Here is a 1,034-nt window from a genome sequence, read left to right as displayed (position 1 = left end):
CACGGGGCTTGACCACTCTGATATTCGAGGGTTGGTTACCTCCGGGCCAATGGTTTCGCCGTGAGCTCCGCCGTCTAAAAACGAGGATCGTCAATAATGACGCCATCATAGCAGTAACGCGGATAGCTCAACCGAATGCCCCCTTACAGGCTTCTAAAAAATCTTCCGATACCCCCTAAAACCTCAGATCCCTATAGTATCTCCTCTTCCTGCTATGCGGCCTCAGCCGGCGAGAAGTCCTTCATCATGCCGCAGATAAAACAGCCAAGCTCGCGCGCCACGGCCGTCACTGCTACGTTGCGTGATTTGCCGTGCTGTATCATGCGGTAATACTTCCGACGCAGTCTTTCGTTGGCCTTATCGGCATAGGCTATGACTTTACTGTCATTGCCCTTTTGCCGCGCAGCAAGGGCTTTGCTCTTGTAGCCTATGCACCCGCGGCAAATACTCTGCGCCGCTTCGACCGGCTCCAATCGCACATGCGTATTCCCTGCTTTGGTTATCGGAGTGCGACACACTGTTTCTCCGCTCGAGTCCTCCCCCGGGGTAAGGCCAACGAAAGCGGCAAAGCCGGACGGTTTAGCAAAGCGGTTAAAGTCGCATACCTCTGTTATGATGCTTGTGGCGCGCTTGCGGGTAATGCCGCACAAACAAGCCAACTGCGACACGCGGACTTCGTAGGCCGGCTTATGTGACAGCTCCTCAATGCGCTCATCGAATGCTTTGATTTTGGCGCTTAGCATCTGCATGGTGGCCAGGTACTCGTCAAGGGTTTCACGCTCCAAATCAGAAAGCGCAAGCTCACGCAATTGCTTAATATGTACTGCAGTCCATTTAGTATTCTCGTAGTGAAAGCCGTGACGAAGCGCTAGTGCATTGATTTGCTGCTTAAGTCTTTTGAGCATCTGCCGGTGGTCGTTGCGCATCCTGATGTAATCTCTCACTGCGCAGTCTTCAGCGGTTGGAACATGCACAAATGAACAGGTGCCGTAAGCTAGATTAGCGGCAATATCCCTAGCGTCACGGGTGTCGGT

At 53.1% G+C, this 1,034-nt stretch carries 1 protein-coding gene; it reads right to left on the bottom strand.

Annotation, left to right across the window (positions count from 1 at the left end; all coding sequences use genetic code 11):
- Positions 1-212: 212 nt before the first annotated feature.
- The coding region (locus HMPREF9444_RS07155) for an IS110 family transposase (protein ID WP_009143736.1) at positions 213-1,034 on the bottom strand (822 nt) is incomplete at its 5' end.

The sequence above is a fragment of the Succinatimonas hippei YIT 12066 genome (genome assembly GCF_000188195.1).
Lineage (GTDB): Bacteria > Pseudomonadota > Gammaproteobacteria > Enterobacterales > Succinivibrionaceae > Succinatimonas > Succinatimonas hippei.
The sequence above is the reverse complement of the archived record's forward strand: the minus strand, read 5'-3'. Positions and strand labels throughout refer to the sequence as shown.